The sequence below is a fragment of the Serratia sp. HMSC15F11 genome, assembly GCF_001808215.1.
Taxonomy (GTDB): domain Bacteria; phylum Pseudomonadota; class Gammaproteobacteria; order Enterobacterales; family Enterobacteriaceae; genus Serratia; species Serratia nevei.
Window position 1 is genome coordinate 107,103 of the sequence record NZ_KV792486.1, and the last position, 26,200, is coordinate 133,302.

General features: G+C 61.1%; 25 protein-coding genes and 1 other RNA gene. 17 read left to right on the forward strand and 9 right to left on the reverse strand.

Going from position 1 to position 26,200, the window contains the following annotated elements; translation table 11 throughout:
* The first annotated feature begins 135 nt into the window (after positions 1 to 135).
* From HMPREF3138_RS17385 to HMPREF3138_RS17420, 8 genes are all read left to right on the forward strand, one after another.
* Entirely contained in the window at positions 136 to 816 is a 681-nt protein-coding gene (locus tag HMPREF3138_RS17385; RefSeq protein ID WP_033644523.1) for a DedA family protein, read from the forward strand.
* Positions 813 to 1,187 (forward strand): EnvZ/OmpR regulon moderator MzrA, encoded by a 375-nt coding sequence (gene mzrA / locus HMPREF3138_RS17390; RefSeq protein ID WP_071605373.1) that lies wholly within the window; start codon positions 813 to 815, stop codon positions 1,185 to 1,187. The genes HMPREF3138_RS17385 and mzrA overlap by 4 nt, the downstream gene beginning before the upstream one ends.
* Positions 1,188 to 1,429: 242 nt before the next feature.
* Positions 1,430 to 1,801 carry a DUF1090 domain-containing protein gene (locus HMPREF3138_RS17395; protein WP_038879584.1) on the forward strand — a complete coding sequence of 124 codons (372 nt, stop codon included), beginning with the start codon at positions 1,430 to 1,432 and terminating at the stop codon, positions 1,799 to 1,801.
* 165 nt (positions 1,802 to 1,966) lie between these two features.
* Positions 1,967 to 2,272 carry an ElaB/YgaM/YqjD family protein gene (locus tag HMPREF3138_RS17400; RefSeq protein ID WP_004937125.1) on the forward strand — a complete coding sequence of 102 codons (306 nt, stop codon included), beginning with the start codon at positions 1,967 to 1,969 and terminating at the stop codon, positions 2,270 to 2,272.
* A 2-nt stretch (positions 2,273 to 2,274) separates the two neighbouring features.
* Positions 2,275 to 2,676: a phage holin family protein gene (locus HMPREF3138_RS17405; protein ID WP_038879587.1), complete on the forward strand. Its 402-nt coding sequence runs from the start codon at positions 2,275 to 2,277 to the stop codon at positions 2,674 to 2,676.
* Positions 2,673 to 2,960, forward strand: coding sequence for a YqjK-like family protein (locus tag HMPREF3138_RS17410; RefSeq protein WP_004937121.1), 288 nt, complete (start codon positions 2,673 to 2,675; stop codon positions 2,958 to 2,960). Before HMPREF3138_RS17405 ends, HMPREF3138_RS17410 begins: the two co-directional genes overlap by 4 nt.
* Before the next feature lie 294 nt (positions 2,961 to 3,254).
* On the forward strand, positions 3,255 to 3,650 hold the full coding sequence (locus tag HMPREF3138_RS17415; protein ID WP_004937119.1) for a DoxX family protein: 396 nt from the start codon (positions 3,255 to 3,257) through the stop codon (positions 3,648 to 3,650).
* 70 nt (positions 3,651 to 3,720) lie between these two features.
* On the forward strand, positions 3,721 to 4,707 hold the full coding sequence (locus HMPREF3138_RS17420; protein ID WP_038879591.1) for a glutathione S-transferase family protein: 987 nt from the start codon (positions 3,721 to 3,723) through the stop codon (positions 4,705 to 4,707).
* 50 nt (positions 4,708 to 4,757) lie between these two features.
* Here HMPREF3138_RS17420 and HMPREF3138_RS17425 read toward each other — a convergent pair whose 3' ends face one another.
* Entirely contained in the window at positions 4,758 to 5,654 is an 897-nt protein-coding gene (locus HMPREF3138_RS17425; protein ID WP_004937113.1) for a LysR family transcriptional regulator, read from the reverse strand.
* Between the two features lie 107 nt (positions 5,655 to 5,761).
* Here HMPREF3138_RS17425 and HMPREF3138_RS17430 point away from each other — a divergent pair, with 107 nt between their 5' ends.
* Positions 5,762 to 6,463 (forward strand): pirin family protein, encoded by a 702-nt coding sequence (locus HMPREF3138_RS17430; RefSeq protein ID WP_038879596.1) that lies wholly within the window; start codon positions 5,762 to 5,764, stop codon positions 6,461 to 6,463.
* Positions 6,464 to 6,520: 57 nt separating this feature from the next.
* On the opposite strand, the gene rnpB is transcribed toward HMPREF3138_RS17430, so the two are convergent.
* Together rnpB and rsmI are read right to left on the reverse strand one after the other, a co-directional pair.
* An RNA gene (rnpB, locus tag HMPREF3138_RS17435) (RNase P RNA component class A) lies at positions 6,521 to 6,898 on the reverse strand.
* Between the two features lie 41 nt (positions 6,899 to 6,939).
* Positions 6,940 to 7,803: a 16S rRNA (cytidine(1402)-2'-O)-methyltransferase gene (gene rsmI, locus HMPREF3138_RS17440; RefSeq protein WP_004937108.1), complete on the reverse strand. Its 864-nt coding sequence runs from the start codon at positions 7,801 to 7,803 to the stop codon at positions 6,940 to 6,942.
* 62 nt (positions 7,804 to 7,865) lie between these two features.
* On the opposite strand from rsmI, the gene HMPREF3138_RS17445 reads away from it, so the two are divergent.
* The 4 genes from HMPREF3138_RS17445 to dolP are packed head-to-tail and all read left to right on the forward strand — an operon-like array spanning position 7,866 to position 11,482.
* Positions 7,866 to 9,905 (forward strand): penicillin-binding protein activator, encoded by a 2,040-nt coding sequence (locus HMPREF3138_RS17445; protein WP_038879599.1) that lies wholly within the window; start codon positions 7,866 to 7,868, stop codon positions 9,903 to 9,905.
* Positions 9,902 to 10,255 carry a YraN family protein gene (locus HMPREF3138_RS17450; protein WP_094300729.1) on the forward strand — a complete coding sequence of 118 codons (354 nt, stop codon included), beginning with the start codon at positions 9,902 to 9,904 and terminating at the stop codon, positions 10,253 to 10,255. Before HMPREF3138_RS17445 ends, HMPREF3138_RS17450 begins: the two co-directional genes overlap by 4 nt.
* Positions 10,256 to 10,306: 51 nt before the next feature.
* Complete coding sequence (gene diaA, locus HMPREF3138_RS17455; RefSeq protein ID WP_004937103.1) at positions 10,307 to 10,897, forward strand: DnaA initiator-associating protein DiaA; 591 nt, start codon at positions 10,307 to 10,309, stop codon at positions 10,895 to 10,897.
* A 9-nt stretch (positions 10,898 to 10,906) separates the two neighbouring features.
* Positions 10,907 to 11,482: a division/outer membrane stress-associated lipid-binding lipoprotein gene (dolP, locus tag HMPREF3138_RS17460; protein ID WP_004937101.1), complete on the forward strand. Its 576-nt coding sequence runs from the start codon at positions 10,907 to 10,909 to the stop codon at positions 11,480 to 11,482.
* Positions 11,483 to 11,522: 40 nt separating this feature from the next.
* Here dolP and mtgA read toward each other — a convergent pair whose 3' ends face one another.
* The 3 genes from mtgA to arcB all read right to left on the reverse strand — a co-directional run bounded on the left by mtgA (position 11,523) and on the right by arcB (position 15,484).
* Positions 11,523 to 12,254 (reverse strand): monofunctional biosynthetic peptidoglycan transglycosylase, encoded by a 732-nt coding sequence (gene mtgA / locus HMPREF3138_RS17465; protein ID WP_038879603.1) that lies wholly within the window; start codon positions 12,252 to 12,254, stop codon positions 11,523 to 11,525.
* A complete protein-coding gene (elbB, locus tag HMPREF3138_RS17470; RefSeq protein WP_038879606.1) occupies positions 12,251 to 12,904 on the reverse strand; it encodes an isoprenoid biosynthesis glyoxalase ElbB in 654 nt (217 codons plus the stop codon). Before elbB ends, mtgA begins: the two co-directional genes overlap by 4 nt.
* 237 nt (positions 12,905 to 13,141) lie before the next feature.
* On the reverse strand, positions 13,142 to 15,484 hold the full coding sequence (gene arcB, locus HMPREF3138_RS17475) for an aerobic respiration two-component sensor histidine kinase ArcB (protein ID WP_038879609.1): 2,343 nt from the start codon (positions 15,482 to 15,484) through the stop codon (positions 13,142 to 13,144).
* Positions 15,485 to 15,895: 411 nt separating this feature from the next.
* Between arcB and HMPREF3138_RS17480 the strand changes: the two genes are divergently transcribed.
* Positions 15,896 to 16,603 (forward strand): acid phosphatase, encoded by a 708-nt coding sequence (locus tag HMPREF3138_RS17480; protein WP_038879613.1) that lies wholly within the window; start codon positions 15,896 to 15,898, stop codon positions 16,601 to 16,603.
* Here the strand turns inward: HMPREF3138_RS17480 and HMPREF3138_RS17485 are convergent.
* Positions 16,598 to 17,530, reverse strand: coding sequence for a tRNA modification radical SAM protein MnmL/YtqA (locus HMPREF3138_RS17485; RefSeq protein ID WP_038879616.1), 933 nt, complete (start codon positions 17,528 to 17,530; stop codon positions 16,598 to 16,600). The genes HMPREF3138_RS17480 and HMPREF3138_RS17485 overlap by 6 nt on opposite strands.
* 692 nt (positions 17,531 to 18,222) lie before the next feature.
* On the opposite strand from HMPREF3138_RS17485, the gene gltB reads away from it, so the two are divergent.
* From gltB to HMPREF3138_RS17500, 3 genes are all read left to right on the forward strand, one after another.
* Entirely contained in the window at positions 18,223 to 22,683 is a 4,461-nt protein-coding gene (gltB, locus tag HMPREF3138_RS17490) for a glutamate synthase large subunit (RefSeq protein ID WP_038879618.1), read from the forward strand.
* Positions 22,684 to 22,697: 14 nt separating this feature from the next.
* The gene (locus HMPREF3138_RS17495) at positions 22,698 to 24,116 is read left to right on the forward strand and encodes a glutamate synthase small subunit (RefSeq protein ID WP_038879621.1); all 1,419 of its coding nucleotides are present in this window, start codon (positions 22,698 to 22,700) and stop codon (positions 24,114 to 24,116) included.
* Between the two features lie 165 nt (positions 24,117 to 24,281).
* Positions 24,282 to 24,761, forward strand: a complete 480-nt coding sequence (locus HMPREF3138_RS17500) for a hypothetical protein (RefSeq protein WP_038879622.1) — start codon at positions 24,282 to 24,284, stop codon at positions 24,759 to 24,761.
* A gap of 62 nt (positions 24,762 to 24,823) precedes the next feature.
* Here HMPREF3138_RS17500 and sspB read toward each other — a convergent pair whose 3' ends face one another.
* Both sspB and sspA read right to left on the reverse strand, forming a co-directional pair.
* Entirely contained in the window at positions 24,824 to 25,324 is a 501-nt protein-coding gene (gene sspB / locus HMPREF3138_RS17505; protein WP_004937084.1) for a ClpXP protease specificity-enhancing factor, read from the reverse strand.
* Positions 25,325 to 25,329: 5 nt separating this feature from the next.
* A complete protein-coding gene (gene sspA, locus HMPREF3138_RS17510) occupies positions 25,330 to 25,971 on the reverse strand; it encodes a stringent starvation protein SspA (protein WP_004937082.1) in 642 nt (213 codons plus the stop codon).
* Positions 25,972 to 26,200: the final 229 nt, after the last annotated feature.

Here is a 26,200-nt window from a genome sequence, read left to right on the forward strand (position 1 = left end):
CCGGTGTCGCACCGCTTAGAAACCTTAAAGCAACGCCGTTTCATCGTTATCAGCATTAGGATCGCCGCGCGCTTTCAGCCCACGCCCGCTCCGCCGCTGAGATAAAAATAAACAATGACGTTTTAGGAACACCGGATGGACATCATTAAAGAACTGATACATGCCTTATGGCAGCAGGATTTTGAGACGCTGGCGAACCCTTCGTTGGTGTGGACCCTCTACATCCTGCTGTTCATGATCCTGTTTTTGGAAAACGGCCTGCTGCCGGCCGCTTTCCTGCCGGGCGACAGCCTGCTGATCCTGGTCGGCGTACTGATCGCCAAAGGCACCATGGGCTTCCCGCTGACCATCGTTATCCTGACCGTCGCCGCCAGCCTGGGGTGCTGGGTCAGTTACATACAGGGCCGATGGCTCGGCAATACGCGAACGGTGCAAGGCTGGCTTTCGCACCTGCCGGCCCACTACCATCAGCGTGCGCATAACCTGTTCCACCGCCACGGGCTTTCCGCCCTGTTGGTCGGCCGCTTCCTGGCCTTCGTGCGCACCCTGCTGCCGACCATCGCCGGCCTGTCCGGCCTAAGCAACGCGCGCTTCCAGTTCTTCAACTGGATGAGCGGCCTGCTGTGGGTCTTGATCCTGACGACGCTGGGCTTCGCGCTGGGGAAAACCCCGGTGTTCCGCAAGTATGAAGATCAGCTGATGTTCTGCCTGATGATGTTGCCGCTGGTGTTGCTGGTGGTCGGGCTGGTCGGCTCGCTGATCGTACTGTGGCGCAAGAAACGCGCCAGCGGCCAGAATCCGGGGAAAGGGGCGTGACAGCAAAGCGCCCGCGCTGGCAATACGTCTTGATGATCGCGCTCGCCCTGCTGGCGTTGGCGACGCTGTTGGTGCCCTGCATGGTGCGTACCGAGAGCGAGCTGCGCATTCGCGCCAGCCAGCAAGGGCTGTCGCTGCCCGACGGTTTTTACGTCTACCAGCGCCTGGATGAGCGCGGCATCCGCATCAAAAGCATTACGCCGGAAGGCGATGGCCTGGTCATCCGTCTGGATTCGCCGGAGCAGCAATTGCTGGCGCGCGAAGCGCTGCAAACCATCCTACCGCCCGGTTACCACATCACGTTGAGCGAGTCCCCCGTGCCGTCGCATTGGGTACGCGAATTTGCGCGTTCCCCACTCAACCTGGGATAATCCCCCTTCATATGAAGGGGTTTCCTTTCATTGCCATTATCTTCATTTTCATTCGCATCGATTAGCTCAAGAATTAATCAGTCGGCACCGAGTCACTGCTGATTCTTTGGGGGCACGCCGGTTTCATGACTATGCTGAAGGGTAACTTCAGCCGGCGATGAACGCCCTCCTCTCGCGCTGCTGCCTTCGGCAGTCAGGAAAGCGGATGCCTGTTCAGGCATCCCATGAAAAGGAACTGAAAGATGAAATTACGCCACTCACTGTTACTGCTGTTGCCACTCTGTACGCTGCCGGCGTTCGCTTCGGCCGCTGAGGGCGGCTGCGCCGCCAAAGCGCAAGACATCCAGCAGCAAATCGACTACGCCACCCAACACGGCAACACCCACCGCGTGGACGGGCTGAAAAAAGCGCTGAGCGAAGTGCAGACTCACTGTACCGAAGCCGGCCTGCAGGCCGAACGCCAGAAAAATATCGCGGAAAAGCAGCGCAAGGTCGACGAGCGCCGACAGGAGCTGAAAGAAGCGCAGCAAACCGGCAAGCTGGACAAGGTCGCCAAGAAGCAGCAAAAGCTGGCGGAAGCGCAGGCTGAGCTGAAACGCGCCCAGGCGGAATAATTTTTTTTACACCAGCGGATTTATCGATGAGAGCCCCATCACACGGGATTTCTTAAGCATATGGAATTGATGTCTGGTGTTATCTGCTGGCCATCACCCCTTTGCTCCGGCGAAAAAATCCGCTATGTTAAAAGTCTGTCGAAATAAACGTTAAGGAATAATCACATGGCACATGATTCAAATGCAGAAAACTTACGCGCTGAACTGAAGTCCTTAGCCGATACGCTCGAGGAAGTGCTGAACTCCTCCACCGACAAGCCGAAAGCCGAGCTGGAGAAGCTGCGTTCGAAAGCGGAAGGCGCGCTGAAAGAGACCCGCGCTCGCCTGAGCGACGCCGGTGACAAGCTGGCTTCGCAAACCAAACAGATCGCCGGTCAGGCCGACGATTACGTGCGCGACAACCCGTGGACCGGCATCGGTATCGGCGCGGCGGTCGGCGTCGTGCTGGGCGTGCTGCTCGCGCGTCGTTAATCATGGCTGAACAACCGCAAGTGCGCGCGCAGGGCCCCGCTAAAGGGGTCCTGGATATCGGTCAGCGCATCATCACGATCCTGGTCGGCATGGTGGAAACCCGTGTCCGGCTGGCGGTGGTCGAGCTGGAAGAGGAGAAAGTCAATCTCATTCAGCTGCTGATCATGGCCGGCATGACGCTGCTGTTCACCGCCTTCGGTTTGATGAGCCTGCTGATCCTGATCTTCTGGGCCATCGATCCGGTCTACCGGCTGGTGGCGCTGGGCGCCACGACCGGCGTGCTGCTGTTCCTGGCCGTGGTCGGCACCATCTGGACGCTGGTCAAGGCCCGTCGCACCACGCTGCTCGGCGCCACGCGCAAGCAGCTGGAACTCGACCGCGCCGAACTGGAGCGCGAGCCATGAGCCGCCGCCGCTACCTGGAATGGAAAAAAGAGAGGCTGATTCGCCAGATCCAGCAGCAACGCCTGGATCTGGCCGAACACAAGTCTCTGTGGCTGGAGAAGACCGAACGCATCGACCGCGGCTGGCAAACGGTGTTTGGCCTGCGCCGCTATCTGGTGCTCGGTTCCAGCGTCATGGCGCTGTACGGCATCCGCCACCCCAGCAAGATGATCCGCTGGTCGCGCCGCGCGTTCGGTGCCTGGAGCGCTATCCGCCTGTTTAAAAAGACCTTCTCCGCCAAGTAAGCCCCACATTTTTCCTTCAAACATCCTGTTGCTCCGCCCTCGTTTTCCCCCTAAAACAGCGCTGCTTATCCCGAGGGCCGGGCAACCTGCTGACCAGCGTCAGTTTATTAGCACGCTAAAGATTCAGATTTTTTGAAAAATTACGACAGTTTTACTTGCTAACAACCTGAGCACTTCCCGCTTAACATTCACTCCATCAATACGATATGGGCCGGACAGGGTGAGAGACCCGATATACCGCCCGTTGATATGACTACCGCCGAACAGGCGCACAAAAACACTTTGGAGTAGATGATGAAAAAATTAGAAGATACAGGTTTGCTGGTTGCTCGTATTCTGATGCCAATCCTGTTTATCGTGGCAGGCTACGGCAAAATGGGTGACGCTTATGCCGGTACCCAACAGTACATGCAATCGATGGGCGTGCCTGGCTTCTTGCTGCCGCTGACCATCCTGCTGGAATTTGGCGGCGGTCTGGCGATCCTGTTCGGTTTCCTGACCCGCACCGTAGCGCTGTTCACTGCCGGCTTCACCATTCTGACCGCGCTGCTGTTCCACACTGACTTTGCGGAAGGCGTAAACCAGCTGATGTTCATGAAAAACCTGACCATCGCCGGCGGCTTCATCGTGTTGGCGGTCGCAGGCCCGGGCGGCTTCAGCATCGACCGTCTTCTGAATAAGAAATGGTAATCTAAACTGTCATTCAGGGCCCGGCATGCCGGGCCCTGTCGCTTTTCACTCGGACACCAAGGAGATTCCCATGGGACAACTCGTCGATGGCGTTTGGCAAGACATCTGGTATGACACGAAGTCTACCGGCGGCCGTTTCAAACGTTCAACCGCTCAGTTTCGCAATTGGGTGACCGCCGACGGTCAGCCGGGCGAACACGGCGTGGGCGGCTTCCAGGCCGAAGCCGGCCGTTATCACCTGTACGTTTCTCTCGCCTGCCCCTGGGCGCACCGCACGCTGCTGATGCGCAAACTGAAAGGGCTGGAGCAGATCATTCCGGTCTCGGTGGTGCACCCGCTGATGCTGGAAAACGGCTGGACCTTCGGCCAGGATTTTCCTGAAACCACCGGCGATCCGCTGTATCACGCCGACTTCCTGTATCAGATCTACCTGCAGGCCGATCCGCACTACAGCGGGCGCGTGACCGTGCCGGTGCTGTGGGATAAACAGCGGCAAACCATCGTCAGCAACGAATCCGCCGACATCATCCGCATGTTCAACAGCGCGTTTGACGGCGTGGGCGCCCGCGCGGGCGATTACTACCCGGCCGAGCTGCGCGGCAAAATCGATGAGCTGAACGGTTGGATTTACGATCAAGTGAACAACGGCGTGTACAAGGCCGGTTTCGCCACCAGCCAGGAAGCCTATGACGAAGCGGTCAACGGGGTCTTCAACGCGCTGGAGCGCCTGGAGCAAATCCTGGGGCAGCACCGCTACCTGACCGGCGATCGGCTGACCGAAGCCGACCTGCGCCTGTGGACCACGCTGGTGCGCTTCGATCCGGTGTACGTCACCCACTTCAAGTGCGATAAACACCGCATCAGCGACTACCTGAACCTGTACGGTTTCCTGCGCGACATCTACCAGATGCCGGGCATCGCCGACACGGTCAGCCTGCCGCACATTCGCAACCACTACTACCGCAGCCACGCCACCATCAACCCGCACGGCATCATTTCCATCGGGCCGGCGCAGGATCTGGACGAGCCGCACGACCGCGATCGGTTCTTCGGCTAAGGCAAAAAAATCCCCTTGCCGCCCGGCAAGGGGATCTCATGCCACCGACGTTAGCGCTGCGCGAACAGGCGCGGAATTTCGCGCAGGAACCAGGCTTTCGCCTCCCCCATGCTGTCGCGCCGCCAGGCCATGATGATGTCGGCTTCTCGGCTGTATTCCGGCCCTACCACGCGAAGCCGTCCGGCCTCGATATCTTTTTCCACCATCGGGTACGGCATGGTCGCCACCCCCAATCCGGCCAGCAGCGCCAGACGCTTGTCTTCGATGGTGCTCACCGTCAGACGCTGCTGCTTATCCAGCAGCTGCACGGTCAACACCGGGCGCTCGCGGGCGGTATCCGCCACCGCGATGCCGCGGTACTTCACGCGGGTCACCTCGGACAACGGCTCCGGCTCCTGGTGGATAGGATGATCCGGCGCGGCGACGTAGACGCTCATCACCTTGTACAGTTTGCGGGTGTTGATCTCCGACGACGCGCGAAAATGCATGTCCGGCGCGATCACGATGTCGGCGCGCCCCTGTTCCAGCCGCTCCCAGGCGCCCGCCAGCACTTCGGTGAAAATCGACACCTGGGTGTTGGCCTTCAGCGCCAGCTTGTCCACCAGCGGAAACAGCAGGCTCGGCGGTGACAGCGCTTCGCTGACGATGGTCAGGTGGGTTTCCCAACCGCGCGCCAGCGCCTCGGCGTCGGTGGTCAGCTTGTCAGCCGCTTCCAGCAGCACCCGCCCGCGCTCCAGCAACATGCGCCCCACGTTGGTGAACTTGGTGCGGTGGCCCGAGCGGTCGAACAGCACCACGTCCAATTCTTCTTCCAATTTTTGCATGGTGTAGCTGAGCGCCGACGGCACCCGGCCCAATTCGTCGGCGGCCGCGGCGAAGCTGCCGCGCCGGTCGATCGCGTCCATCACTCTCAGCGCCTCAAGCGTGAGTGCCCGATCTCTGGCCATCACATCCCTCTGTCAGGAAATTTGAATATGCCGACCAGATTAACTGGCTAACAATCCGACGTCCAGATGCTTACCATTTGGATAATGAATTTAGAGAGCCGATTGCCATGATTACATGCAGAACAGCACAACAATGCGGGCAAGCTGACTTTGGTTGGCTGCAGGCTCGCTACACCTTTTCCTTTGGTCACTACTTCGATCCCAAACTGATGGGCTATGCGTCGCTGCGGGTGCTGAATCAGGAAGTGCTGGCGCCGGGCGCGTCGTTCCAGCCGCGCACCTATCCCAGCGTGGATATCCTGAACCTGATCCTGCAGGGCGAGGCGGAATACCGCGACAGCGACGGCAACGCCGCGCGCGCCAAAGCCGGCGAAGCGCTGCTGCTGGCCACCCAGCCGGGCCTGAGCTACAGCGAACAGAACGTCAGCAGCGATACGCCGCTGACCCGCCTGCAGCTGTGGCTGGACGCCTGCCCGGAACGCAGCAACGAGCGGGTGCAGCGCCTGACGCTGCCGGCGGCGGGCAACCTGCTGCTGGCCTCACCGGACGGCGCGCAGGGCAGCCTGCAGCTGCGCCAGCAGGTCTGGATCCACCATCTCGATCTGCAGCCGGGCGAAGAGCAAACGCTGACGATTAACGGGCCGCGCGCCTATTTGCAGTCGATTCACGGCACCATCGCCGCCACCGGCGAACGCCACGAAGTGCAGCGCCTGACCTGCGGCGACGGCGCCTTCGTGCGCGAGGAGAATCGCCTGACGATCCGCGCCGAAACGCCGCTGCGCGCGCTGCTGATTGACCTGCCGGTGTAAACCGGCCGGAAAACGAAAAACCCCACGCAACTGACGTTGCGCGGGGTTTTCTTTTGTCGAGGGAGTTGACCGGTAAGCCGGGTTCTGTCGTGGACAGTCATTCCTCTAGGCCAGCAATCGCTCACTGGCTCAAGCAGCCTACCCGGGTTCAGTACGGGCCGTACCATGTGAACCCCTATTTGGCCTTGCTCCGGGTGGAGTTTACCGTGCCACGAACTGTTGCCAGCCGCGCGGTGCGCTCTTACCGCACCCTTTCACCCTTACCTGATCCCGCTTGCGCGGGCCATCGGCGGTTTGCTCTCTGTTGCACTAGTCGTAGGCTTGCGCCTCCCAGGCGTTACCTGGCACCCTGCCCTATGGAGCCCGGACTTTCCTCCCCTCCATCTGTCTCCCCGAAGAGGACGGCAATGAAGCGGCGACTGTCTGGTCAACTCCGGCGCGGATAGTAGCGTCGCGGCGGCGGCAGGTCAACCGCTTTACGGCTGTTGTTGCTCCAGCGCGTGCTTATACAGCGCATTTTTCTTCACGCCGTGGATTTCGGCCGCCAGCGCCGCCGCCTTTTTCAGCGGCAGCTCTTTTTGCAGCAGCGCCAGCGTGCGCAGCGCCTCGAGCGGCAGCGCATCCTCCTGCGCCTTGTGGCCTTCGACGATCAGCACCATCTCGCCGCGGCGGCGCACTTCATCTTCCTGCACCCACGCCAGCAGTTCGCCCACCGGTGCGCCGTGGATAGATTCCCAGGTTTTGGTCAGCTCGCGCGCCAGCACCACATAGCGCTGCGGGCCCCAGACGGTGACCATGTCCTGCAGGCTTTCCAGCAGACGGTGAGTGGATTCGTAGAAAATCAGCGTGCGCGGTTCCTCCGCCAGCGCCATCAGCGTATCCTTGCGCCCCTTGGTTTTCGCCGGCAGGAAGCCTTCGTAGCAGAAGCGGTCGGAAGCGACGCCCGCAGCGCACAGCGCGGTGGTGGCGGCGCAGGCGCCCGGCAGCGGCACCACGCGAATGCCGGCCTCGCGGCAGCGGCGCACCAGGTGATAACCGGGATCGTTGATCAGCGGCGTGCCGGCGTCGGACACCAGCGCGATGCTCTGGCCTTCCTGCAGTTTCGCCAGCAGCTGATCGGCTTTTTGCTGTTCGTTGTGGTCATGCAGCGCGAACAGACGCGCGTTGATCGCGAAGTGTTGCAGCAGCAATCCGGTATGGCGCGTGTCTTCCGCCGCGATCAGATCAACGCTTTTCAGTACCTCTAACGCACGGTGAGTGATATCGCCCAGATTGCCGATGGGGGTGGGCACCACATACAGCGTTGATGCAGAAATGACTGATTGTTGGTGTTGATTCATTGTTTCATCCGGGTTGCCGATTTAATATTGAGCATCTTGAAAAAAACATCACTGGATACAGTATGCTTTCCTCAACATTCGTTCGTACCAAAGCAGGGCGTTCCAAGCCTGTCCGACTTACCGCAGTCATCGCGGCCGCCCTTTTCCTGGCAGGCTGTCCAAGTCGGGCCCCGCAAACGCCGCCCGCCAATATACAGGACGAAGCGAGCGCCAGCTCCGATTACTACCTGCAGCAGTTGCAGCAAAGCAGCGATGATAACAAGGCTGACTGGCAATTACTTGCTATTCGCGCCTTGCTGCGTGAAGGAAAACTGCCTCAGGCCGGCGACCAGTTGAATCAGCTGCCGAAAAATCTCAGCGGCGCGCAGCAGACTGAACGCCAGTTGCTGACCGCCGAACTGCAGATCGCCAACAAGAGCTACGTCAGCGCCCGCAGCACGCTGGGCCATCTGGACAGCGCTTCGCTGTCGCCGAATCAGAAGGTGCGCTACTACCAGGCGCAGATCGCCGCCAATCAGGGCAAAGCGTCGCTGCCCTTGATCCGCGCCTATATCGCTCAAGAGCCGTTGCTGACCGGCAAACCGCACCAGGAAAACCTGGATCAGACCTGGCAGGCGCTGCTGCAGCTGACGCCGCAGGAGATGAACAGCCTGGTGATCAACGCCGACGAGAACGTGCTGCAAGGCTGGCTGGATCTGCTGCGCGTCTATCAGGACAACAAGCAGGATCCCGATCTGCTGAAGGCCGGCATCAAAGACTGGCAGAACCGTTATCCGAAAAACCCGGCGGCCAAAACGCTGCCCGCTCGCCTGAACCAGGTGCTGAACTTCACCCAGGCCTCTACCTCGAAAATCGCCCTGCTGCTGCCGTTGAACGGCCAGGCGAAAGTGTTCGCCGACGCCATCCAACAAGGCTTCGAAGCGGCGAAAAACGGCGGTTCCATGCCGGCGCCGCAGCCTCAAGCCGCGCAACCAGCCAGCGTGCCGGCCCCAACGGCGCCGGCCGACCAGGCCGCCGCGGGTGACATCAACGCCAACGGCGCGGTCAGCCCTTCGGCGCAAGAGAGCCAGCCTGCGGTGACCGCCGCGCAACCGGCGGCGCCGTCCAGTGCGCCGATAACGCCGCTGCAGGCCGCTAACGCACAGGTCAAAGTGTACGACACCACCAGCCAGCCGCTGGCCGCCTTGCTGAGCCAGGCGCAGCAGGATGGCGCCACCCTGGTGGTCGGCCCGCTGCTGAAAGAGAACGTCGATCAGCTGTCCGCCAGCACCACCACGCTGAACGTGCTGGCGCTCAACCAGCCGGAAACGCCGAAGGACAACCTGAACATCTGTTACTTTGCCCTATCGCCGGAAGATGAAGCGCGCGACGCCGCACGCCACATCTGGGAACAGCAGAAGCGTCAACCGCTGCTGCTGGTGCCGCGCGGCGCCTTCGGCGATCGCGTCGCCAAGGCCTTTAACCAGGAATGGCAGAAGCAAGGCGGGCAAACCGTGCTGCGTCAGGACATCGGCTCCGCCGGCGAACTGCGCCAGATGGTCAACAGCGGCGGCATCCGCATGACCGGCACGCCGATATCGAGCGCCCCGGCGCCGCAGAGCGTGACCATCGCCGGATTGACCATTCCTGCACCGCCGAGCGACGTGCCCGCTGCGACCGACGGCAGCGTCGACGCGGTGTATATCGTCGCCACCCAGTCTCAGCTGACGCTGATCAAACCGATGATCGACATGGCCACCAGCTCGCGCGGCAAGCCGGCGATGTACGCCAGCTCGCGCAGCTATCAGGCCGGTGCGGGCCCGGACTTCCGCCTGGAAATGGAAGGCCTGCAGTTCAGCGACATCCCGCTGCTGGCCGGCTCAAATCCTCAGCTGTTGCAGCAGGCCAGCGCGCGCTTCCGTAACGACTACTCGCTGGTGCGCCTGTATGCGATGGGGATGGATGCCTGGACATTGGCCAACCACTTTGCTGAAATGCGCCAGCTGCCGGGCTTCCAGGTTTCCGGCACCACCGGTACGCTGAGCGCGTCGCCGAACTGCGTGATCAACCGCAAACTGCCTTGGCTGCAATACCGTCAGGGTACGGTCGTTCCGGTCTCTTGAACCCACGCGCCTCAGGGGCGGGCTATGAGTTACTGGCCCGCCGTCACCTGGAACACGCCGGGCTCACCTTCTGCGCCGCCAACGTCGCGGTACGCGGCGGTGAGCTCGACCTCATCATGCGCGACGGCGCCACCTGGGTGTTCGTCGAAGTGCGCTACCGCCGCAACGACGCCTTCGGCGGCGCGGCCGCCAGCGTCACCTTTCGCAAACAACAGCGGTTGCTGCATGCCGCCGCCGTCTGGCTGGCGGGGCGCGGAGCCAGTTTTGACACATCATCTTGCCGTTTTGATGTTTTGGCCATTACCGGTAGCCAGTTAGAATGGATACCCAACGCCTTCAATGCGGATTAATCGGGGTTTTGCGGCGCAGACCGGCCCTTTGACTTAGTGGATTAATACAACGTGCTGGATAGAATTAAAGTCTGTTTTACCGAAAGCATCCAAACCCAGATCGCGGCGGCGGAAGCATTGCCGGACGCCATTTCCCGCGCTGCGATGACGCTGGTTCAATCCTTACTCAACGGCAACAAAATCCTGTGCTGCGGCAACGGCACCTCGGCGGCCAACGCGCAGCACTTCGCCGCCAGCATGATCAACCGTTTTGAAACCGAGCGCCCCAGCCTGCCGGCCATCGCCCTCAACGCCGACAACGTGGTGCTGACGGCGATCAGCAACGATCGGCTGCACGACGAAGTGTACGCCAAGCAGGTGCGCGCGCTCGGGCACACCGGCGACGTGCTGCTGGCGATTTCCACCCGCGGCAACAGCCGTGATATTGTGAAAGCGGTCGAGGCGGCCGTCACGCGCGATATGACCATCGTCGCGCTCACCGGCTACGACGGCGGCGAGCTGGCCGGGCTGCTCGGGCAGCAGGATGTCGAGATCCGCATCCCGTCGCACCGCAGCTCGCGCATTCAGGAAATGCATATGCTGACCGTAAACTGCCTGTGCGACCTGATAGACAATACGTTATTCCCCCACCAGGACGATTAAGGAACTGAGATGAAGCTAAAAGCCACATTTGCAGTGCTGTCCAGCGCCCTGCTGTTGCAAGGCTGTATCGCCGGCGTCGTCGTCGGCAGTGCGGCCGTCGCGACCAAAACTGCCACCGACCCGCGCAGCGTCGGGACCCAGGTGGATGACGGCACGCTGGAAGCCAGGGTCGAAAGCGCTCTGAGCAAAGACCAGCAGCTGAAGAAAGACGCCCGGGTGGTCGCCACCGCCTATCAGGGCAAAGTGCTGTTGACCGGCCAATCGCCTAATGCCGATCTCACCGCGCGCGCCAAGCAGATCGCCATGGGCGTGGAAGGCACGACCGAAGTGTATAACGAAATCCGTCAGGGCACACCGGTCAGCCTGAGCACTGCCTCCTCCGATACCTGGATCACCACCAAGGTGCGTTCGCAGCTGCTAACCAGCGATACGGTGAAATCGTCCAACGTGAAGGTCACCACCGAAAATGGCGAAGTGTTCTTGCTGGGTCTGGTCACGCAGCAGGAAGGACAGTCGGCGGCGCAGATCGCCAGCCAGGTCAGCGGCGTGAAGCACGTCACCACCGCCTTTACCTATGTGAAGTAATCCGTTCTGGCGGGAGCGGCGCCGTGCCGTTCCCGCCCATTTAATCCAGCTTGTTCTCGCTTAAAAACGCTTCCCCGCCCAGCTGCCGCATCTGGCGCATGATCCACTGCTGTCGCTGTATCACATAACCGGACGGCGCATCGGCCCTGAAGCGATGCGGATTCGGCAATACCGCCGCCAGCAGCGCCGCTTCGGCCGCGGTCAGCCGTTTGGCCGGCTTATGGAAAAAGCGTTGTGATGCCTCCTCTACGCCAAACACCCCGTCGCCGAACTCGACGATGTTCAGGTACACCGTCAGAATGCGCCGCTTGGTCCACACCAGCTCGATGCCCGACGTCAATCCGGCCTCCAGCCCTTTGCGCAGCCAGCTGCGGCCATCCCACAGAAACAGGTTCTTAGCGGTTTGCTGCGACAGCGTGGACGCGCCGCGGATGCGCGTCGGGCGTTTCTCGTTGTGGCTGAGCGCCTTTTCAATAGCCGCCACGTCGAAGCCCCAATGGTCTGGAAACTTCTGATCCTCCGCCGCCATCACCGCCAACGCCATTTGCGGCGAGATGTCGTCCATTGACACCCAGTCCGAATGAGCGACGTAGCCGAAGTCGCCGCTCAGCCAGGCGCTGACTTGCCTCTCCACCATCACGGCGGAAAACGGCACCGGCAGGAAGGCGAAAGCCACAATGCCCAACACCCACAGGCCAAGAATCGCGATGACGCCGCGTTTCAGCCAATACCACGGGCGCAGCCGCCGCCATCCGCCGAGCGACTTTCTCATTCAGCCAGTTCCAACACCCGCGCCACCAGCTTATCGATGCCGAGGGCCGCCTGTGCGATAGACGGCGCCAGCATATAGGCCGGCGTGGTCACGACTTTGTGCTCGCTGTCCACCACGATGTCGTCCACCGGGCAAATCACCGGCTCGCCGCCCATGGCGTCAATCACTTCTCCCAGGTCCGGATCGTTGCCAATGGTCAGCCGCGCTTGTTGATCCAGCAGTTTCGGCAACAGCGCCGGCGCGATGCACATCAGGCCAATTGGTTTGTTGGCCTTATGCATCTCGCGCGTCAGGCGCGCCAAATCTTCATCGACCCAACATTCCGCGCCGGCTTCGGCGAAATTGCTGAGGTTCTTGGCGGCGCCGAAGCCGCCGGGCACGATCAACGCATCCAGCTGCGCGGCCTCCGCCAGCGCCAGCGGCTGCACCGCGCCGCGGGCAATGCGCGCCGATTCAATCAGGACATTGCGCGACTCCGCCATCTCCTCACCAGATAAGTGATTAATAACATGGCGTTGTGATCTATCAGGCGCAAAGCACACCGCCTGCGCGCCGGCACGGTCCAACGCCAGCAGCGTCAGCACCGCTTCATGGATCTCCGTACCGTCATAAACGCCGCTGCCGCTGAGGACTACACCCACCTTTTTCATCACTCTTACTCCTGTCGCTGCTGTCAACTGGTTCGTGCTCGGAGTTGACAAACACTAATCTACATCACACATTTTAATGAATCTTCTAACAAGAGCGCTTACATTTGCTATGTTGTTGGCTGTATGATGTTTAGGAATTCGCTACAACCTGCTCGACCAGAACACTGAAACCAATACGCAGGTTCACAATTTCCCTGGTGTTGGCGCAATATTCGCGCACCCCGGCTTAGGTCGGGGTCATTTTTTTTCAGCGTTCTCAACCCAAGCTCGCAGTACCTGCACATCGTTGCGCCACTCTTGTTTCAACTCATCTACCCAATCCTGCACATTATCCCACCAGGCCGGCAGCGTCGGCGTTTGAATCTGTTGCGCCAGCTGTTGCAGGTGACGCAGACCGACCGAACCGGCGGCGCCCTTAATCTTGTGCCCTTCCTCGGTGATGCCTTTCTGATCGCGCGCCGTCATGTTGGAGTCCAGCACCGCCAGGTAGCCCGGCATCATCTGTTCGAACATCTCCAGGCTTTGGTGGATCAGCTGCGGACCTACCAGATCCATATACTGTTTCAGCATCGCGGTATCGAGTAACGACTCATTAATCTGCATCGCCTTGTGCTCCGTTTTCTTTGAAGTGTGAGAAGGTTGATGATCCCAATAGTGTTTGATGACCTTAGTCAGCGCCGGCACCGACAACGGCTTGCTCAGCACATCGTCCATGCCCGCCTCGAGGTACTCTTTTTTGTCTTTCAGCACGTTGGCGGTCAGGGCCACCAGCGGCGGCAGCGCCTGCCCGGCGTAGCGTTCGCGCAGCGCCCGGGCGATGTCCAGCCCGGTCATGTCCGGCAGCTGGATGTCCAGCAGCACCAAATCGAACTCGTCCGGATCGAACATCGCCAGCGCGTCGTGGCCGTTCATCGCCACCTCGACGCTGTTGCCCAGTTTCTCCAGCACCGAGCGCGCCACGATCACGTTCAGCTCGATATCCTCCACCAGCAGGATGTGCAGCGCCGGCAACGGCAGTTCCTCTTCCTCCGGCGCCGCGCTGGCGGCTTCCTGCACCGCCGGCGCCTGGATGGTCAGAGTGAAGCAAGAACCGTGCCCCTGTTCGCTGCGCACGGTGATGTCGCCGCCCATGCTCTGCGCCAACCGCTTGGAGACCGCCAACCCGATGCCGGTGCCGGTGGCCGGGCGACCGCCGCGCTGATCTTTCACCTGGTAATACATGGCGAAGATCTTGTCCTGCTCGTCCTGCGGGATGCCCATGCCCGAGTCTTCCACCTCGAACACCAGCTTTTCCTCCTGCGCCTCGCGCCGCACGCGCACCACGATTTGCCCCTGCTGGGTGAATTTCACCGCGTTGCCGATCAGGTTCCACAAAATCTGCCGCAGGCGCGTACCGTCGGTCACGATCTGCTGCGGCAGCGGCGTCTGCGGCTCCATGATGAACTGCAGCCCTTTCGGCTGCGCCAACAGGCCGGAGAGGTTCTCCAGATCCGCCAGGAAGCCGGTGAAGTCCACCGGCTGGTTGTCGAGCTGCACCTTGCGCCGCTCGAGCTTATCCATTTCGATAATGTCGTTGAAGATATTGCCGAGGGTGATGGCGCTGACGTGAATGGTCTTCAGGTATTTCAGCTGCTCGTCGTTCAGCTCGGTATCGAGCAGGATGCGGCTCAGGCCGACGATGCCGTTAAGCGGCGTACGCAGCTCGTGGCTGATCGTGGAGATAAAGGTGGTCTTCTCCCTGCTGGCGTTCTCCAGCGCGTCCTGGTAGCGCTTACGCTCGGTAATATCGCGGCCGAAGCCCATCAGCCCGTGGCGTTTGCCCACCCGGTCGTAAAACGGCACCTTGCGCAGCTCGAAACAGGCCTTGCGGCCATCGGGATACACCAGCCACTGTTCGTAGGTCAGCGAGACGTTGTGGCGGAACACCTTCTCGTCGGTCTCAATGACCTTTTCGGCGATCTCCTGGCCGTAGACGTCGAACGGCGTCAGGCCGATCAGCTGTTTCTCGCTCTTGCCGGTCAGCAGTTCCATCGCGCGGTTACAGCCGGAAAACTCTTTGTCTTCGTTGCGGTAGTAGACCAAATCCGGCGAGGCATCGAGGAAGGAACGCAGCAGCGCCGATTGCTGGCCCAGCTCAATCTGCGCCTGCTCGCGCTGCTCCATCTCTTCCGTCAGCTTTTCCATCACCTGCAGGCGTTCTTCTTCCGCCTTGATACGGTCGGCGATCTCCTGATTCAACTGGCTGATATTGTCTTTGAGCTGCTGATTAAGCTCCAGATCGCGGTGGCGCATCTCCTCCAGCTTGTCCACCAGCCGCGCCAGCCGCTGGCGCGACTCCTCCAACTGCTCCACCACCACCGAGAGGAAATAGACCGCCCACGGGGTGATCAACAGACCGAAGAAGATCGAACGCACCACGTCGATGCTTTCCACTTCGCCGCGCAGCAGCATGGTCACCGCCATCTGCACCACCATCGCCAGCACCACCAGCGCCGAGGCCAACAGCAGCGAGAAGCGCACCAACCCCAGTTTCACCATTAAATCGACGTAGTACTGGGCCAACACCCGGATTTGCTTCATAGCGGCTCCCATCAGACACAATCTTTTGAATCATACCGTAAATTTTTCCGCTGTGTCTGAGAGTCAAGTCCTGCTAACGGAAAATAGCGGCGTCTGGCGTGCAACGGGCGGTTCATTGCCGCCGAAACCATGAAAAACCACGTTGATCGTTCCGCTCATACTTAGGGATTAATCAATTGTAACTAAAAGACTTTTTATGTAACACACCCCACGCCGCAGCCGCTTGAGAATACCTTTCCGTTAATATATTAATGATGCACCGTGCATGACGCATGCTTTCGCAGACACGGATAGCGAAGCCCTGAGGCTTGAAGTAAGGGAAAGGATGTTATCCCGCGGTTTACTTTCACCGGCAGCCGCGTTGTGGCCAGCCCGGCAGGCTTCCTCATTTCCCTGATGTGAGGATTGACCATGTTAACCATCTATCGCACTACCCTGTTCGTCCTGTTTCTGACCGTTATTTTGCCCCTGAAGGCCGCCACTGCCGTGACCGGCTATCTGAATGAGGAGCAACGACAAATCGCTACACTGTTGCCGCCGCCGCCTTCAACGGATACGCCGCAGAATCGGGCGGATTTGCAGGCGGTGCTGGCCATTCAGGCTAACCGCACGGCGGAACAAATCGCCAAGGCCAAGCGAGACGACCACCTGGAAGACGCTGCCTTCCCCTTCGCTCGCGATATCTTCGGCCCGACGTTCACCGTCGATCGCCATCCGCTCACCGCCGCCCTGTTCCGCCGTGTCTATCAGGACTTTGAACAAAGCCTGATGCCCGCCAAGGCCTTCTATGGCCGCCCGCGCCCCTATGAGGCCGACAGCCGCGTGAAACCGCTGCTGCCACCGCCGGAAGGCGATTCTTACCCTAGCGGACACGCGATGGACAGCTACCTGACGGCGATCCTGCTGGCGCAGATGGTGCCGGAAAAACGCAGCGCGCTGTTTGAACGGGCGGCAAGCAATGCGCAAAGCCGGGTGATTGCCGGCGTGCACTACCCGAGCGATCTGGAAGGCGGTAAGCTGGCGGCGACGGCGCTCGCCGCACGGCTGCTGGCGAACCCGCAGCTGCAGGCCGATTTGCAGCGCGCCCGCGCGGAGGTACGCACCAGCCTGCAGTTATAACGTCGCTGAATAACGCAGGGCGGCATCCAGCGCGCTGCCCTGCCCGCCGTATTGCTGCAGATAAGCGCCCACCGCCTGCATGCCGCTCCAGCGGTTTTCGCACCACAGCGGCGCCAGCAGCGTGGGCCGACGGGCGCTGGCGGACAGGCGGTGATACACCACCTCGCCAGGCGTGTGGCGGATCATCTCCCCGGCGCTGACGGCGTAGTCCTCCAGCGCCAGGTCGGGCAAACGCCCGGCTCGCCACGCGCGGGCCAGGGTACTGCCGGTCACGACGTGCAGCGGATGCAGCTTGATGCCATCCACGCCGGACGCCACCACCCGCTGCAGCGTGAGCAGATGATCGCGCTGGTTTTCTCCCGGCAGCCCGACGATCAGATGGCAGCACACCTTCAGCCCGCGCTGCCGGGCCCGTTGCGCGGTCTGCTGATAGCAGCGGAAATCATGGCCGCGGTTGATGCGTTTGAGCGTTTTATCGTGCGCCGTCTGCAGCCCCAGCTCCAGCCACACTTCATAACCCTCCTCGCGATACCCCGTCAGCAGATCCAATGCGGCGGGCGGCACGCAGTCCGGCCGGGTACCGACGCACAGGCCGACCATCTCGCTCTGCGCCAACGCCTGCCGATACATCGACGCCAGCAGTTCGACCTCCGCATAGGTGCTGGTATAGGCCTGGAAATAGGCCAAATAGCGCCGCGCCCGGTTGACCCGCGCGGCCTGCTGCGCCAGCTGTTCAGCGATACTTTGCCGCTGCATCGCCTCATCGGCGAACGAAGCGACGTTGCAAAACGTACAGCCGCCGCGCCCCAACGTGCCGTCGCGGTTAGGGCAGCTGAATCCGCCGTGCAGCGTGAGTTTATGGATCTTTTCGCCATAGCGGCGCTGGAGATCTGCGCCAAACATATTGACTAATTGCGGCAACTGCATAATCTTGGTGATTCTCTGTGTTCAAAGCCGCGATGCTAATAAGAAACGGCTTTTCCCGCGATGACAGAGATCAACGCTTTCCCCGCAAGGCGCCAGCAGGCATAACTATTCATCATAAACGCAAATAAATTCACTATAATTCTGATGAATTATTCTAATCGTCGCGCAACCGTTAACGGCAATATGACAATGCGGTGAAAAACAGTGACAAACATCAACAAAGAAATATCTTATAGAATAAAATTCTGCCATTAACCCCCGCACTAGCATGGTGCAGAGATTAAGGGGTTGCACTATAGTGAGACAGCTCACACTTCTGTGGGGATCGCCGTTGCCCCACGATAGTGCAAAAACGCATTAAAATACTTATTTTTCAAATAAATAAACATCATCAATTCGATAAGAATCTATCTTAAGCCCACATTTGACCTGCGAATTCTTTCTCGCTAAGTTGGAAGTCCGCTGGAAGCTTTCTGGACGGGCAAACGTCTCGTCATATTTATGCAGTAATTGAAGACTCCCTCTTAAAACAAGTCCTATACCACTTGTGAGACCGTCACGAGAGGCCATTGATGGAGGGCGGAAAAGCAGATTGGCGGGGTTAACTTGCTGATTGGACTTCTGCCTGAAATTGGGAAGCCCCCTCGCAGTAGGTTGTGAGAGTCACGCAGAGCCTGGGGAGGTTCACTGATATGTTGTACGATAAATCCCAAGAGAGGGACAACTGTGGTTTCGGCCTGATCGCCCACATAGAAGGCGAACCTAGCCACAAGGTGGTTCGCACCGCCATTCACGCGCTGGCCCGCATGCAGCACCGCGGCGCGATCCTGGCCGACGGCAAGACCGGTGACGGCTGCGGCCTGTTGCTGCAAAAACCCGATCGCTTCTTCCGCATGGTGGCGGAAGAACGCGGCTGGCGTTTGGCCAAGAACTACGCCGTCGGCATGATGTTCCTCAGCCAGAATGAAGAGGAAGCGCGCCTCAGCCGCCGCATCGTGGAAGAAGAGCTGCAAAACGAAACGCTGTCGATCGTCGGCTGGCGTGAAGTGCCGACCAACCCGGACGTGCTGGGTGAAATCGCCCTCTCCTCCCTGCCGCGCATCGAGCAAATCTTCGTTAACGCCCCGGCCGGCTGGCGCCCGCGCGATATGGAGCGCCGCCTGTTCGTGGCGCGCCGCCGCATCGAGAAACGCGTGCAGGACGACAGCTTCTACGTCTGCAGCTTCTCCAACCTGGTGACGATCTATAAAGGCCTGTGCATGCCTGCGGATCTGCCGCGCTTCTATCTCGATCTGGCGGATCTGCGCCTGGAATCGGCCATTTGCCTGTTCCACCAGCGCTTCTCCACCAACACCGTGCCGCGCTGGCCGCTGGCGCAGCCGTTCCGCTACCTGGCGCACAACGGCGAAATCAACACCATCACCGGCAACCGCCAATGGGCGCGTGCCCGTACCTACAAATTCCAAACGCCGCTGATCCCGGATCTGCAGGCCGCCGCGCCGTTCGTCAACGAAACCGGCTCCGATTCCAGCTCGCTGGACAACATGCTGGAGCTGCTGCTGGCGGGCGGGATGGATCTCATCCGCGCCATGCGTCTGCTGGTGCCGCCAGCCTGGCAGAATAACCCGGACATGGACGGCGATCTGCGCGCCTTCTTCGACTTCAACTCGATGCACATGGAGCCGTGGGACGGCCCGGCCGGCATCGTGATGTCCGACGGCCGCTACGCCGCCTGTAACCTCGATCGCAACGGCCTGCGCCCGGCGCGCTATGTGATCACCAAAGACAAGCTGATCACCTGCGCCTCCGAAGTCGGCATCTGGGATTACCAGCCGGACGAAGTGGTGGAAAAAGGCCGCGTCGGCCCCGGCGAGCTGATGGTGATCGACACCCGCAGCGGCCGCATCCTGCACTCGGCGGAAACTGACAACGATCTGAAAAGCCGCCATCCGTATAAAGAGTGGATGGAGAAAAACGTCAAACGTCTGGTGCCGTTCGAAGATCTGCCGGACGATCAGGTCGGCAACCGCGAGCTCGACGACGCGCAGCTCGAAACCTACCAGAAACAGTTCGGCTACAGCAGCGAAGAGCTGGATCAGGTGATCCGCGTGCTGGGCGAGATTGGCCAGGAAGCCACCGGTTCGATGGGCGACGATACCCCGTTCGCCGTGCTCTCCAGCCGGCCGCGCATCGTTTACGACTATTTCCGCCAGCAGTTCGCGCAGGTCACCAACCCGCCGATCGATCCGCTGCGCGAAGCGCACGTCATGTCGCTGGCCACCAGCATCGGCCGTGAAATGAACGTGTTCTGCGAAGCCGAAGGCCAGGCGCACCGCCTGAGCTTCAAATCGCCGATCCTGCTGTACTCCGATTTCAAACAGCTCACCACGCTGGAAGGCGAATACTATCGCGCCGAGACCCTCGATCTGACCTTCGACCCGCAGCAGCAGGATCTGGAGCAGACCATTCGCGCCCTGTGCGACGAAGCGGAGCGCAAGGTGCGCGAAGGTGCGGTGCTGTTGGTGCTGTCCGACCGCGCCATCGCCCCCGGCCGCCTGCCGGTACCGGCCCCGATGGCCGTTGGCGCCGTGCAAACCCGCCTGGTGGAGAAAAGCCTGCGCTGTGACGCCAACCTGATCGTTGAAACCGCCAGCGCCCGCGATCCGCACCACTTCGCCGTGCTGCTCGGCTTCGGCGCGACCGCCATCTACCCGTACCTGGCCTATGAAACCCTGGCCAAGCTGGTGGACAGCCAGGCGATCGACAAGAAATACCGCGATGTGATGCTGAACTACCGCAACGGCATCAACAAAGGCCTGTACAAGATCATGTCCAAAATGGGCATCTCGACCATCGCCTCTTACCGCTGCTCCAAGCTGTTCGAAGCGGTCGGCCTGCACCGCGATCTGGCGGATCTGTGCTTCCAGGGCGTGGTCAGCCGCATCGGCGGCGCCAGCTTCAGCGATTTCCAGCAGGATCTGCAGAACCTCTCCAAGCGCGCCTGGCTGAAACGCAAGCCGCTGGAGCAAGGCGGCCTGCTGAAGTTCGTGCACGGCGGCGAATACCACGCCTACAACCCTGACGTGGTGAACTCGCTGCAAAAAGCGGTGCACAGCGGGGAATACAGTGACTATCAGGCCTACGCCAAGCTGGTGAACGAGCGGCCGGTCGCCATGCTGCGCGATCTGCTGGCCATCACGCCGAAAGGCGAACCGATCCCGGTCGATCAGGTTGAACCGGCGGAGTCGCTGTTCAAACGCTTCGACACCGCGGCGATGTCGATCGGCGCACTGAGCCCGGAAGCGCACGAGTCGCTGGCGATCGCCATGAACGGCCTCGGCGGCTTCTCCAACTCCGGCGAAGGCGGCGAAGATCCGGCGCGCTACCGCACCAACAAGGTGTCGCGCATCAAACAGGTAGCCTCCGGCCGCTTCGGCGTGACGCCGGCCTACCTGGTGAACGCCGACGTGATCCAGATTAAGGTGGCGCAGGGCGCCAAGCCGGGCGAAGGCGGCCAGCTGCCGGGCGACAAGGTCACTCCGTACATCGCCAGACTGCGTTACTCGGTGCCGGGCGTGACCCTGATCTCCCCGCCGCCGCACCACGACATCTACTCGATCGAAGATCTGGCGCAGCTGATCTTCGACCTGAAGCAGGTCAACCCGAAGGCGGTGATCTCGGTGAAACTGGTGTCCGAACCGGGCGTCGGCACCATCGCCACCGGCGTGGCAAAAGCCTATGCCGATCTCATCACCATCGCCGGTTACGACGGCGGCACCGGCGCCAGCCCGCTGTCCTCGGTGAAATACGCCGGCTGTCCTTGGGAGCTGGGCCTGGTGGAAACCCAGCAGGCGCTGGTGGCCAACGGCCTGCGCCACAAGATCCGCCTGCAGGTGGACGGCGGCCTGAAAACCGGCGTGGACATCGTCAAGGCGGCGATCCTGGGTGCGGAAAGCTTCGGCTTCGGCACCGGGCCGATGGTGGCGCTGGGTTGTAAATACCTGCGCATCTGCCACCTCAACAACTGCGCGACCGGCGTCGCGACTCAGGACGACAAGCTGCGCCGCGATCACTACCACGGCCTGCCGGAACGCGTGACGAATTACTTCCAGTTTATCGCGCGTGAAACCCGCGAGATCATGGCGCAACTGGGCGTGAGCCAACTGGTGGATCTGATCGGCCGCACCGAGTTCCTGACCGAGCTGGACGGCATCTCTGCCAAGCAGAACAAGCTGGATCTGTCGCCGCTGCTGAAAACCGCCACGCCGCATCCGGGTAAAGCGGTGTACTGCACCGAAAGCAGCAACCCGGCGTTCGACAAGGGCCTGCTGAACAAAGAACTGCTGGCGCAGGCGCAACCGCATATCGAAGCGAAGCAGGGTAAAACCTTCTACTTCGACATTCGCAACACCGACCGCTCCGTGGGCGCCATGCTGTCCGGCGCTATCGCCGACGTGCACGGCGATCAGGGCATGGCGGCCGATCCGATCAAGGCGCACTTCTCCGGCACCGCCGGGCAGAGCTTCGGCGTCTGGAACGCCGGCGGCGTCGAGCTGACCCTGACCGGCGACGCCAACGACTATGTCGGCAAAGGCATGGCCGGCGGCAGCATCGCGGTGCGTCCACCGATCGGCTCCGCCTTCCGTAGCCATGAAGCCAGCATCGTTGGCAACACCTGCCTGTACGGCGCCACCGGCGGCAAGCTGTTCGCCGCCGGCCGCGCGGGCGAACGCTTCGCGGTGCGCAACTCCGGCGCCATCACCGTGGTGGAAGGCATCGGCGACAACGGCTGCGAATACATGACCGGCGGCATCGTCTGCGTGTTGGGTAAAACCGGCATCAACTTCGGTGCGGGCATGACCGGCGGCTTCGCCTACGTGCTGGACGAAGACGGCGAGTTCCGCAAGCGCGTGAACCCGGAGCTGGTGGAAGTGCTGGATGTCGATCAGCTGGCGATCCATGAGGAGCACCTGCGCGGCCTGATCACCGAACACGTGCAGGCGACCGGCTCTTCCCGCGCGGAAGAGATCCTGGCCAACTGGCCGGAGTGGGCGCCGAAGTTCGCCCTGGTCAAACCGAAGTCCAGCGATGTCAAAGCGCTGTTGGGTCACCGTAGCCGTTCCGCAGCCGAGCTGCGGGTGCAGGCGCAGTAAGAGGTAGGTCATTAATGAGCCAGAACGTTTACCAATTTATCGACCTGCAGCGTGTTGATCCGCCAAAGAAACCGCTGAAGATCCGCAAAATCGAGTTCGTCGAGATCTACGAACCGTTTTCGGAAACCCAGGCCAAGGCCCAGGCGGACCGCTGTCTGTCCTGCGGCAACCCGTATTGCGAGTGGAAGTGCCCGGTGCACAACTACATCCCGAACTGGCTGAAGCTGGCCAACGAAGGCCGCATCATGGAAGCGGCGGACCTGGCGCATCAGACCAACAGCCTGCCGGAAGTGTGCGGCCGCGTGTGCCCGCAGGATCGCCTGTGCGAAGGCTCCTGCACCCTGAACGACGAGTTCGGCGCGGTCACCATCGGCAATATCGAACGCTACATCAGCGATAAAGCCATCGAAATGGGCTGGAAGCCGGACATGTCGCACGTGCAGCCGACCGGCAAGCGCGTGGCGATTGTCGGTGCCGGCCCTGCCGGGCTGGCCTGCGCCGACGTATTGACCCGCAACGGCGTCAAGGCGGTGGTATATGACCGTCATCCGGAGATCGGCGGCCTGCTGACCTTCGGCATCCCGGCCTTCAAGCTGGAAAAGGAAGTGATGGTCAAACGCCGCGGCATCTTCAGCGAGATGGGCATCGAGTTCCAGCTGAACACCGAAGTGGGCAAAGACATCAGCATGGAGACCTTGCTGAGCGAGTACGATGCAGTATTCCTCGGCGTCGGCACCTATCAGTCGATGCGCGGCGGCCTGGAGAACGAGGAAGCGCAGGGCGTGTACGACGCGCTGCCGTTCCTGATCGCCAACACCAAGCAGCTGATGGGCTATGAAACCGAGCAGCACGAGCCTTACGTCAGCATGGAAGGCAAGCGCGTGGTGGTGCTGGGCGGCGGCGATACCGCCATGGACTGCGTGCGTACCTCGGTGCGCCAGGGCGCGACGCAGGTCACCTGCGCCTACCGCCGCGACGAAGCCAACATGCCGGGTTCCAAGCGCGAAGTGAAGAACGCCCGGGAAGAAGGGGTAGATTTCCAGTTTAACCTGCAGCCGCTGAGCATCGAGCTGAACAGCGCCGGCCGCGTGGCCGGGGTAAAGATGGTACGCACCCAGCTGGGCGCACCGGATGCCAACGGCCGTCAGGCGGCGGAACAGGTGCCGGGTTCCGAACACGTGATCGACGCCGACGCGGTGGTGATGGCGTTCGGCTTCCGCCCACACCGTATGGACTGGCTGGCGGCGCACGACGTGCAGCTCGATAAACAGGGCCGCATCCTGGCGCCGGAAGGCAGCGACAACGCGTTCCAGACCAGCAACCCGAAAATCTTCGCCGGCGGCGATGCGGTGCGCGGTTCCGACCTGGTGGTGACGGCGATCGCCGAAGGCCGCAAGGCGGCAGACGGCATCATGAACTACCTGGAAGTGTAAACCTTCCGTACCGCCAGAGGCCCGGCACATTGCCGGGCCTCTGTTTTTAGCCTGCCACGCTTTGTAACAACCTCCCCTCACCTCACCGCTTCAACGCGCTATAGTATTGAGTTAGCACCATTGCGGGGCGCGGCTGCGCCTGACACCGAGATAAGGATAGCGAACATGAAATGCTCCATTTCCCTGTTGGCCGGCGCACTGCTGGCCGTCAGTTTCAGCGCTTCAGCCATGGCGCTGGATTCGCAGGAGGTCGGTTACAATATCGAAGCGCGCGGCGCGCGGCCGGTCGTGGCACAGTTGGGCAAGGCCGGGCAGTTCAGCGCCGTGGAAAACAGTATCCGGTTGGGGGACGACAGCTGGATTGCCCTGGCGCCCAAGCTGGCCGGCGGCGGCAATGCCGGATTTACCGCCGGCATTAAATCTGCCCTCTCCGCGGCCCTGATCTACAACCCGGCGGCGGTATTGCAGGCGCTCAACAAAGGCAACGATCTCCCGCTCAATGACATCTGCACCGCGCCGCCGGAAGTGCAAGGCGACACCGCCATCACCAGCTTCCGTGAGCGCGCGGCCCGTGCCTTGTCCACCGTGCGCGTAGGCGATCTCAGCGCGCCGCGCGATGCCTGCATTGCCGCCTTGAAAGGCTGATCCGTTTCTGCCGGGCAAAAAAAAGCACCCCATAGGGTGCTTTTTCGTTTGTTCGCGCGGGATTACTTCACCACGCGCAGCGCCGGGCGGCCACCGCGCGGCGGCTGCGGCGGCTCGTCGTCCGGGCCGTTGTCTTCCGCGGTATCCGGGCGATCGCCGTCGATCACCGACATCAGGGTTTCCGAAGGGATCGTCTCATTGTCCAGGCCTTCGAACACGCCTTCGCTCTCGTCGTAGGCGGCTTCCGGTTCGAACATCGTGCCAGCGCCGTTTTCACGCGCATAGATCGCCAGCACGGCGGCCATCGGCACCGAAACCTGACGCGGCACGCCGCCGAAGCGCGCGTTGAACTGCACGTCTTCGTTGCCCAACGCCAGGTTGCCTACCGCGCGCGGCGCGATATTCAGCACGATCTGGCCGTCACGCGCGAACTCCATCGGCACCTGCACGTCCGGGCGAGTCACGTCGACCACCAGGTGCGGCGTCAGCTGGTTATCCAGCAGCCAGTCATAGAACGCCCGCAGCAGATACGGGCGACGCGGCGTCATCTGAGACATGTCCATCGCGCTTAGCCCCGGGTTTGCAGGCGCATTTCACGCTCGGCTTCGGTCAGGGAAGCCAGGAAAGCGTCGCGTTCGAAGACGCGGGTCATGTAGCCTTTCAGCTCTTTGGAGCCGGCACCGCTCAATTCAATGCCCAGCTGCGGCAGACGCCACAACAGCGGCGCCAGGTAGCAATCCACCAGGCTGAACTCTTCGCTCATGAAATACGGCGCCTGACCGAAGATCGGCGCGATCGCCAACAGCTCTTCACGCAGCTGACGACGGGCGGATTCCGCTTCCTGACCGCTGCTCTTCTCGATCTTGTCCATCAGCGAGTACCAGTTCTTCTCGATGCGCAGCATCATCAGACGGCTCTCGCCACGGGCAACCGGGTAAACCGGCATCAGCGGCGGGTGCGGGAAGCGCTCATCCAGGTATTCCATGATGATGCGGGATTCATACAGGGTCAGTTCGCGATCGACCAGCGTAGGCACCGTCTGGTAAGGGTTGAGGTCAATCAGATCTTGCGGCAGGTTATCCATTTCGACCTGCTCGATCTCGACGCTGACACCTTTCTCCGCCAGTACGATACGTACTTGATGGCTAAAAATGTCGGTCGGGCCAGAGAACAGCGTCATTACCGAACGTTTGTTGGCAGCGACAGCCATGAAAACCTCCAAGTTATCTAGAAAATACTGCGAATAGCCAACTGACAGGCTGCTATCCTGAATAATCTTGCCGCAGGCCGGCAGCACGCAGCGCGACCCGAGCCCATGAAAAACCGGCCCAGGAGGTCAACTGCACGGCGAACAGGCGCAAAAGTGGGTGATAGTTTACCAGATTTTGCTTGTTTTGTGGGGACGGTGCGGCGAATTCATGTTGAATTGTCTGATATGC

Excerpts from the sequence above, each read along its gene's own strand:
- HMPREF3138_RS17385 (WP_033644523.1), top strand. The coding sequence starts at position 136 with ATGGACATCATTAAAGAACTGATACATGCCTTATGGCAGCAGGATTTT.
- HMPREF3138_RS17395 (WP_038879584.1), top strand. The coding sequence starts at position 1,430 with ATGAAATTACGCCACTCACTGTTACTGCTGTTGCCACTCTGTACGCTG.
- HMPREF3138_RS17400 (WP_004937125.1), top strand. The coding sequence starts at position 1,967 with ATGGCACATGATTCAAATGCAGAAAACTTACGCGCTGAACTGAAGTCC.
- HMPREF3138_RS17405 (WP_038879587.1), top strand. The coding sequence starts at position 2,275 with ATGGCTGAACAACCGCAAGTGCGCGCGCAGGGCCCCGCTAAAGGGGTC.
- HMPREF3138_RS17410 (WP_004937121.1), top strand. The coding sequence starts at position 2,673 with ATGAGCCGCCGCCGCTACCTGGAATGGAAAAAAGAGAGGCTGATTCGC.
- HMPREF3138_RS17415 (WP_004937119.1), top strand. The coding sequence starts at position 3,255 with ATGAAAAAATTAGAAGATACAGGTTTGCTGGTTGCTCGTATTCTGATG.
- HMPREF3138_RS17420 (WP_038879591.1), top strand. The coding sequence starts at position 3,721 with ATGGGACAACTCGTCGATGGCGTTTGGCAAGACATCTGGTATGACACG.
- HMPREF3138_RS17425 (WP_004937113.1), bottom strand. The coding sequence starts at position 5,654 with ATGGCCAGAGATCGGGCACTCACGCTTGAGGCGCTGAGAGTGATGGAC.
- HMPREF3138_RS17430 (WP_038879596.1), top strand. The coding sequence starts at position 5,762 with ATGATTACATGCAGAACAGCACAACAATGCGGGCAAGCTGACTTTGGT.
- rsmI (WP_004937108.1), bottom strand. The coding sequence starts at position 7,803 with ATGAATCAACACCAACAATCAGTCATTTCTGCATCAACGCTGTATGTG.
- HMPREF3138_RS17445 (WP_038879599.1), top strand. The coding sequence starts at position 7,866 with ATGCTTTCCTCAACATTCGTTCGTACCAAAGCAGGGCGTTCCAAGCCT.
- dolP (WP_004937101.1), top strand. The coding sequence starts at position 10,907 with ATGAAGCTAAAAGCCACATTTGCAGTGCTGTCCAGCGCCCTGCTGTTG.
- mtgA (WP_038879603.1), bottom strand. The coding sequence starts at position 12,254 with ATGAGAAAGTCGCTCGGCGGATGGCGGCGGCTGCGCCCGTGGTATTGG.
- elbB (WP_038879606.1), bottom strand. The coding sequence starts at position 12,904 with ATGAAAAAGGTGGGTGTAGTCCTCAGCGGCAGCGGCGTTTATGACGGT.
- arcB (WP_038879609.1), bottom strand. The coding sequence starts at position 15,484 with ATGAAGCAAATCCGGGTGTTGGCCCAGTACTACGTCGATTTAATGGTG.
- HMPREF3138_RS17480 (WP_038879613.1), top strand. The coding sequence starts at position 15,896 with ATGTTAACCATCTATCGCACTACCCTGTTCGTCCTGTTTCTGACCGTT.
- HMPREF3138_RS17485 (WP_038879616.1), bottom strand. The coding sequence starts at position 17,530 with ATGCAGTTGCCGCAATTAGTCAATATGTTTGGCGCAGATCTCCAGCGC.
- gltB (WP_038879618.1), top strand. The coding sequence starts at position 18,223 with ATGTTGTACGATAAATCCCAAGAGAGGGACAACTGTGGTTTCGGCCTG.
- HMPREF3138_RS17495 (WP_038879621.1), top strand. The coding sequence starts at position 22,698 with ATGAGCCAGAACGTTTACCAATTTATCGACCTGCAGCGTGTTGATCCG.
- HMPREF3138_RS17500 (WP_038879622.1), top strand. The coding sequence starts at position 24,282 with ATGAAATGCTCCATTTCCCTGTTGGCCGGCGCACTGCTGGCCGTCAGT.
- sspB (WP_004937084.1), bottom strand. The coding sequence starts at position 25,324 with ATGGACATGTCTCAGATGACGCCGCGTCGCCCGTATCTGCTGCGGGCG.
- sspA (WP_004937082.1), bottom strand. The coding sequence starts at position 25,971 with ATGGCTGTCGCTGCCAACAAACGTTCGGTAATGACGCTGTTCTCTGGC.